General features: G+C 50.2%; 4 protein-coding genes and 1 pseudogene. 2 read left to right on the top strand and 3 right to left on the bottom strand.

The genetic code is table 11. The features are described 5' to 3' along the window. Positions 1-408: 408 nt before the first annotated feature. A complete protein-coding gene (locus HFM78_RS15030; RefSeq protein WP_287130270.1) occupies positions 409-2,187 on the top strand; it encodes a phospholipase D-like domain-containing protein in 1,779 nt (592 codons plus the stop codon). A gap of 476 nt (positions 2,188-2,663) precedes the next feature. Here the strand turns inward: HFM78_RS15030 and HFM78_RS15025 are convergent, their stop codons facing one another. Beyond that, positions 2,664-3,296, bottom strand: coding sequence for a hypothetical protein (locus HFM78_RS15025; RefSeq protein WP_287130269.1), 633 nt, complete (start codon positions 3,294-3,296; stop codon positions 2,664-2,666). 179 nt (positions 3,297-3,475) lie between these two features. Here HFM78_RS15025 and HFM78_RS15020 point away from each other — a divergent pair, with 179 nt between their 5' ends. After that, positions 3,476-3,634 (top strand): type II toxin-antitoxin system HicB family antitoxin, encoded by a 159-nt coding sequence (locus tag HFM78_RS15020; protein ID WP_287130268.1) that lies wholly within the window; start codon positions 3,476-3,478, stop codon positions 3,632-3,634. 183 nt (positions 3,635-3,817) lie between these two features. On the opposite strand, the pseudogene HFM78_RS15015 reads toward HFM78_RS15020, so the two are convergent. After that, a pseudogene (locus HFM78_RS15015) lies at positions 3,818-4,800 on the bottom strand (IS30 family transposase). A gap of 141 nt (positions 4,801-4,941) precedes the next feature. Continuing rightward, complete coding sequence (locus HFM78_RS15010; RefSeq protein ID WP_287130267.1) at positions 4,942-7,638, bottom strand: type I restriction endonuclease subunit R; 2,697 nt, start codon at positions 7,636-7,638, stop codon at positions 4,942-4,944. Between the last annotated feature and the right edge of the window lie 44 nt (positions 7,639-7,682).

Raw genomic sequence — 7,682 nt, 5'->3', positions numbered from 1 at the left:
GTGTAAATAGCTCTCCAACAGCCGCCCCTCCGCCCCGTACCCTGACGGGCACAGGTAAACGGGGAACCAAAGCAAAAAGGCCATTATTCTTGCTCCCCTGCCCTGCTTGCCTGTGCCCGTCAGGGCACGGGGGAGGGGCTGGGGGTTGGGGGCGGCGGTTGAGCACCATGACTCTTTTTACAATTTCTGTAGGGTTGCTATGTGGAGGAGCGGTTACGGAACGAAGAGGTATTTTAATCCCCCACTTGCAGAGGGATTATTAATTATTCTATGCAAACAGGCGGGCAGAAGATGCTCAAACAAAATTATAAAGCGGGTCGGGTGATAAGCATTAGTTCTCCAACCCGGAGTAGTGACTGTACTGCCATCTCCCGAGTGGGTAAACTAACTCCAGCGTGGGTGTGAGTGATGAAGCAGAAGACTACGATTAGTCAGCGTGATTTAGTCCTACTCGGGGGTGTCCTAGTCCTCATCCTGGGCGTGGGTTGGTGGCTTAGTAGTGGGGCGGGACCACGGGTAGACCCCGGTACGATTGCCGTCTCAGAACTAGATCCCGGTCAGGACAAGAGCGAGACCGACCTAGAAGGTTATGACGAAAATGTGGAAAACCCGGCCCAGGCATTGCCCCCAGAGGAACTTAAGCCCATTGCTCCCCTACCCCAACACCCCCAAATCAAAGTCTATTTCAACCAATCCCGCGCTCAAACCTATACCGACCCCTACCGCAAAATTAAACGCTACGGCGATGACCTAGAGCAAACGATCGTAGACCAGATTGACCAAGCCCAACGCACCCTCGATCTCTCCGTCCACGAACTCAATCTCCCCGCCATCGCCCAAGCCATCGTCCGTAAACACCAAGCCGGGGTGCGCGTCCGGCTCATCATGGAAAACAGCTACACCCAGGACCTCGGGCTATTAACCGAGGCCCAAGTCGCTGGTCTTGATGCCAATGCCCAGGGCCGTGCCCGCGAGTTACGTCGTTACCTAGATATCAATGGTGATAAGAAACTCACCCCCGACGAGTTGAGACAACGGGATGCCATCTATATGTTTAATCAAGCTCAAGTCCCCTGGATTGACGACACCGAGGACGCGACGAAGGGCCAGGGGATTATGCACAACAAATATATTCTGGTAGATGACAACTTATTAGTGACCGGCTCCACTAACCAGACCTTTAGTGATGTCCACGGCGACCGTACCGTACCCATCAGTCGGGGCAATACCAATAATTTACTCGTCGTCCAGAGTCCTACCTTGGTGAATCTGTACCGTCAGGATTTCGTGCAGATGTGGGGCGATGGACCGGGGGGGCAAAAGGACTCCCGTTTTGGGCGCAAAAAAACCTTCATGCCCGCTCAGTCCGTGCAGGTGGGCGCAACCACCGTCGGCGTCCAGTTCTCGCCAGCCGGTGCGCGAATTGACCCGAGCTTGACCACCAATGGAACTATTGTTCGCACCCTCGGACGGGCGACTACTGCTGTCCATCTAGCTCTCTTTGTCTTCAGTGCCCAGGAAGCCGCCGACGCACTCTTGGCCCTCAAGACCACGAACCCCAGCCTCGAAATTAGCGGGGTGTTTGACCGCAACTTCAGTTACCGCGATTTCAGCGAAACCCTCGACCTATGGGGTTTGAGCCTACCGGGGCGCACCTGCAAACTAGAAACAGGCAACCGTCCCTGGTCCACACCCCTCAAAACCATCACCGTCCCGGTCCTGCCCGAGGGCGACAAAATGCACCACAAATTTGTAGTGGTAGACGGACGCATTGTACTGACGGGTTCGCACAACTGGTCCAAGGCTGCTAACGATAATAATGACGAGAATACGCTCATCATTGAGGACCCCGTGGTGGCGGCCCATTACGAACGGGAGTACACTCGGCTCTTCCAACGGGGAGTCCAGGGACCGAGTAGCAAACTCAAAACCAAGATTGCCGAAGCCCCCAAGCGTTGCCCCCAAGGGGAGAATCAAGCCGCCGCCGCACCCCAGGCCGCGATTAATCTCAACACCGCCGCCGCCGCCACCCTCGAACAACTCTCGGGGATCAGTCCCACCACCGCCCGCGCCATCGTCAGCTACCGGGAAACCAATGGCCCTTTTCGTTCCCTCGCCGACCTAGACCCCGTGCAGGGTATCGGTCCCAAGACCTTGGAGCGGTTAGCAGGACAGGTGACGTTTTGACATCAACCAGAGATCTTACTCTCCCTTAGTAAGGCTGGTGGCAAGCGCTTGGTCGTAATGCTAAAGTTCAAACTCCTGCTGCGCCAAGGGTTTTATCACATGCGGGATGCTCAGCTAGCCTATCCAGTGAATGAGCGTCTATCGTTGATGAAATTTCTGACACTGGGTTTGGCAAGACCGTGCCTGCAATAACCGTCGGGCAATTTAGGGAAGACGTGACGCGGTGAGAAATAATTGATGACCGCTATGAGAAATGTGCGAGCGAGTTATGTGCCCAAGGGTATCAAGCCCAGTGAAGCTATCGCGTGGGTGTGGGCGAAAATGGGATTCAAAAGTGAGATGCATGAAGGAGCTTAGCGAAACCGTCCCTAGTGTTCTGGTACCGGAGGACTATAAGCGATGAGCAGCAAGGACAGGACTTTTTTCATAACCTATGCCTGCGATAAGAGCCATAACTCTAAGTATTTGATCTCAGTTTATCCTGTGCATGAATCGAGGTGCCCTAACGAATTGCTAGTCCTCATCTCAGCCAGGATCTCCTCAAACTGTTCATCCTTGAGGGCTGCTGAAACCATAGCTGAGGCCGCTTGCTGTTGATTGACCTCTGAGGAATCGCGCCAAGGGGAAGTTTTTTTCAGGAGCGTAGCGACCAATTCAACCAACCGCCGATTACGAGCAACTTCTTCATCAGAAACGCGGGGAGCGACGACTTGGGGTGCTACTGCTGGATCAGGAGCAGGAATAGCCACACGGGTCGACTTAGGCAGTGAGACCGCTAGGGGCTTGAGGGTAGTTGTGCGTTCTTCTAGCTTCAGTAAGGGCATCAGCGTCCGGCGGTCTTGGATATACAAAAACTCCCCAAAATCCGGGTCCCGCTCAACCATCAGATGTTTACGCAACGCACTACTGAATTGAACCCCACCCGGCAAGATGTCTTTACTATCAGGTTCTCCCAGGAAGCTCCAAACGAGGTCTAGGATCTCTTGGTCGCCATGGGTTGCTTTAGAACTGATGAGCTTTTTATCCGTTTTAGCGTCCGATTGAATCTGATAGCCACGGTTGCTACTACCGACTACCCGCAGAGTATAAATCGTATATTCAAGAGACATTCTCGCGCTCCCTGTAAACAGTTGTTATCACTACATTTTAGTAGACAGACTCAAACTGTTGCCCTCAGTAGCAGGGATGAGAGTGCTCTCCCACTCCCGCCGCCCCACTAAGAAGCTCCAACAACCTACTCTCTAGTAAACTAGAGGGATTACCATTTGACGCAGCAGAGGAGGGTACGATGGTTTACCAAGTAATACTTGAACCCATCACCGGCAATTGGTTCATTGCTGAATATCCCGCTCTACCGGGCTGTGTAGCCGAGGGTAAGAATAAAAATGAGGCGTTAACCAATCTCAAGCAAGAAATTGGGAGGCGGCTGAGTCCTCTAAAGAATTAGAACTTGTTGTCACCATCATTCCTACTACCCTGCCAGAACATGAACTTACGAAAGAGAACTTTGAAGAATTATTTCAAGCGGCAGGGTGGCCTCTCGAAGATTTTGCTCCAATCCTCAGCTTCATTACTACAGGTGGTCAATTCAAATTTGAAGTGTAACGGCATCCAACTGTTTGAAGAATACTTAATGCGGGGTTTCATAGTCAAGACATTTACGAGGTCTATGGTTAATTAGGTCAACAGCTTTTTGTAGCCTTTCTGGTTTGACTACTTTTAAGTTTGTTCCTTTTGGGAAAAACTGTCGTAGGAGGCCATTCGTGTGCTCATTTAACCCCGCTCCCACGAATGATGGGGTCGTGCAAAATACCAATAGACCTTTAATAACGCAGCCAATGCCACTTGACCAGCAAACTCTTTGCCATTAGCTGATGTGAATGTCTTAAGTAGCTCTTTGGGTATTTTCTTAAAGGCTTTAGTCGTTACTTCTTTAATAGAATCAGCTATCTTATCAGGTGCTAGCTCTGCAACAGGGGTCCGGTACCGGACCCCTAAATACCTGGAAGCTTTATCCACATGAGTGACAATTACTCCTTGATAATTTGCCCCAATAACTGTGTCACTTTCCCAGTGACCTATTTCTGTTTTCTCATCAGCAATACTAGGCCGTTCTTCAATGCCCACGCGGTCTGGGATTACCCCGCACTTATTCTTAGCTAAGACACGGCACCTTCTTTTTTTACGCTTATGCCGCAGGTAATTTATAAGCTCTCCCATATTGGCAAAGTTACTATAAATCATTTGATAGATGGTTTCATGACTTACACCTTCTTTATTTTCCAGCTTAAGTCGTCCCGCAATTTGGGCAGGACTGTGAAACTTTTTCATTCGCTGCTTAATGTCCGCTAAGCACTCTTTTGTGACTTTCTTAAAAGGAGTTTTGCCCCTCCAGTGGTCCGGGACCGGACCACTACGCCGTTGCTGCATTTTGAGGTGGGCGGTATCCGGCAAATATCGTCCATGGGCATCGGTATTCCGCCGCAACTCACGGGATAATGTGACCGGACTGCGATTCATTAACTTGGCAATCTCGACCAAGGGAAAATCTGAAGAACTTCTCAAAGAAAAGAGAAAATTACGTTCTTCTGCGCTAAGTTGGGTGTAGCTCATTGGGGTTTCTTTTGTTGTGGTAAACGTCAGATTACCCCATGAGCCTTTTTTAGTACACCTCCTGGGTGTTGCACTTCATTCCTGAATTGGCGACATTTTTTACTTAATAATGAACACTCTGAGCATAAAAGGATGATGGAGTTACGATTCCTTGTAGGTCAACCCAAATATTGTTTCGGTGAGCCAGTCGCGGAAAGAGCTATTGTCTTGGAACTGTTTGAAGAGTTGGGCATCGTCTTTAAACAGGTTGGTAATGACTCGCTTCAGAGCTTTGTCATGCTCAATGCGAGCGTTTTGAGAATCTGAGTTTTTCTTCGCATTTTGGTAGGCTATGTCAGCAGAGACTCTCGGCGGAATCACTTCCAGAATGCGCTTTTCTACTGCTTTTGCATCTTGGAATAATCCTCCATAGATGTCATTGAACTGCTTTACAATATTGGAAAGTTTATCCAGTTCTGGTTCTAGCTTGCGTCCTCCCCCGGATGTGGGTATAGGTTCTATCTCTGCATTAGTATCCGGTAGGGTAATGGCTAATGTTGCTTTCTTCTCGGCGCGGTAGCTGTCCATGTCAATAGCATTGAGAATGTCCTTTGCAAGGTCTTCCTCAATCGGGGCAGGCAGCTTTGGGATGAGGAAATTTAGAAAGATGGAAAGCTTTTCCCACTCTGATACGCCATAGGGAAGGATTGTGGCGAGGAAGTCATAGGTGCGGGTGAATGCCTTGGCTTTGCCCTTAAAGTCTACCTGCCCGTCTTCATCAAGATCATTGATGTATACGGACTTACAGATGTCGAGGATAGGATCAAGTTGGTCGCGGTCTGCGCCACTTAGGTAGCGTTCCACGATCGCTTCAACTTGGTCGGCGGAATAGACTTGGTGCTGGTCTAGCTCACTCTTGAGGGTGTGGAGCTTGTTCGGGTCTGTCTCCCGACTAAGGATTGTGGTGCGGTAATAGTCAGCGAAGGAATTTTCGATAGTTTCGATGTCGTTCTGAAAATCGAGAACGAAGGTGTCATGTTTCTGGGGGTGCGCCCGATTCAATCGGGATAGAGTTTGTACCGCTTTGATGCCTGAGAGCATTTTGTCTACGTACATCGTATGCATTAGGGGCTCGTCATAGCCCGTTTGGAATTTGTCGGCGCAGATGAGGAAGCGGTAGGGGTCTTCCTGAATCTTTTCGGCGATGTCGTGGCTCGGAAATTCATTCAGTTTCGCTTCACTGACTTTTTCGCCTTGGTATTCTGGTTCGCCAGAGAAGGCGACTATGGCTTTGTAGGTACTTTTGATCTCGGTGAGGTAATCGCGGAAAGCGAAGAAGTACTGGATTGCCCGCTGAATGCTACCCGTTACCACCATCGCCCTGGCTTTACCTCCTATTTTGTTCTGGCTAATGACCTGTTCCAAGAAGTGGTCTACCATAATCTCGGTCTTGTTACGAATAGCCTGGTTGTGGTTTTCTACGTAGGCTTTCAGCTTCTTACGCGCCTTCTTGATGTCAAATTCGGGATCGCCTGCTACGGTTTTAGCTAGATGGTAGTAGCTTGCCACCGGGGTGTAGTGTTTGAGAACGTCGAGGATAAAGCGTTCTTGGATGGCTTGTTTCATGGTGTAGCTATGGAAGGGGCGAAACTTCCGCTCATCACCGACCCTATAGGGGACTCCAAAAATCTCTAGAGTCTTGTTCTTAGGTGTGGCGGTGAAGGCGAAGTAGCTGGCGTTGGTAAGTAACTTCCGTGATTCCATAATGCGGTTGATCTTATCTTCGGTGGTCTCTTCTTCTTGCTCAGCACCGTCTTCACTCAGCGCCATATTCATGGCAGCAGTGGCACGTCCGCCCTGGCTAGAGTGGGCCTCGTCAATAATAATGGCGAACTTCTTGCCTCGATGTTCTTCACCGATTTTCTTGAGTACTTCTGGAAATGTCTGCACCGTACAGATGATGAGCTTCTTACCATCCCGGAGGTAATGGGCAAGTTGTTCTGTCTTAGACGTGCCCGTACCCTCCTTCACAGCACCAATGATGCTGCCTACTTGAGCGAAGCCCTTGATAGTTTTGCGGATTTGCTTGTCTAGTAGCCGACGGTCAGTGATGACGATGATGGAATCAAAGACATCTGCACCCTCCTTCCGTAAACCGATAAGCTGGTGGGCAAGCCAGGCAATAGAGTTCGATTTGCCGCTACCTGCGGAGTGCTGGATAAGATACCGCTGACCCGCACCACAGGCTAGTGCATCGGCGAGAAGTTGCCGGACTACATCAAGTTGGTGGTAGCGGGGGAATATTTGTACCTGCTTTTTCTGGCCTGTTTTAGGGTTTTCTTTCTCCACAACTTGGGCGAAATTCTCCAGAATGTCGGTGAGGCTCGCTGGGGTGAGGATACGCTTCCATAGGTAATCGGTCTTGATACCGTCTGGGTTGGGCGGGTTGCCGGCACCATCGTTCCACCCTTGGTTGAAGGGTAGGAACCAGGATTCTTTTGCTATGCCCTTGCTCCCTTTAAGGGCGGTACACATGGCTACTTCTTGGTCATCTATGGCGAAATGCACTACACAGCGCCCGAATTTAAAGAGAGTCTCCTGGGGGTCGCGGTCACGCTTGTATTGTTCGATGGCATCTTCAACGGTTTGCTTGGTTAGGCTATTTTTTAGCTCGAAGGTAGCTACGGGTAGACCATTAATGAAGGCACACAGATCCAGTGCCCGCTTTGTTTCCTCGCGGCTGTAGTAAAGCTGGCGCGTGATGCTGAAACGATTGGCAGCGTGGCGGGCTACTGCCTTTGTATTTGGCTCTTCCGTGTAAGAGGTGTATAATGGAGTAGTCGCAATCAGTTGAATCATGGACTTCACTGTCGAGACGCTCCTCACTCTTCCGGGTGTTATGG

Origin of the sequence: Candidatus Cyanaurora vandensis, from assembly GCF_013285555.1 — a bacterium.
In the GTDB taxonomy this organism is placed as follows: Bacteria; Cyanobacteriota; Cyanobacteriia; order Gloeobacterales; family Anthocerotibacteraceae; genus Cyanaurora; species Cyanaurora vandensis.
This window is presented reverse-complemented; position numbering and strand designations above follow the sequence as displayed.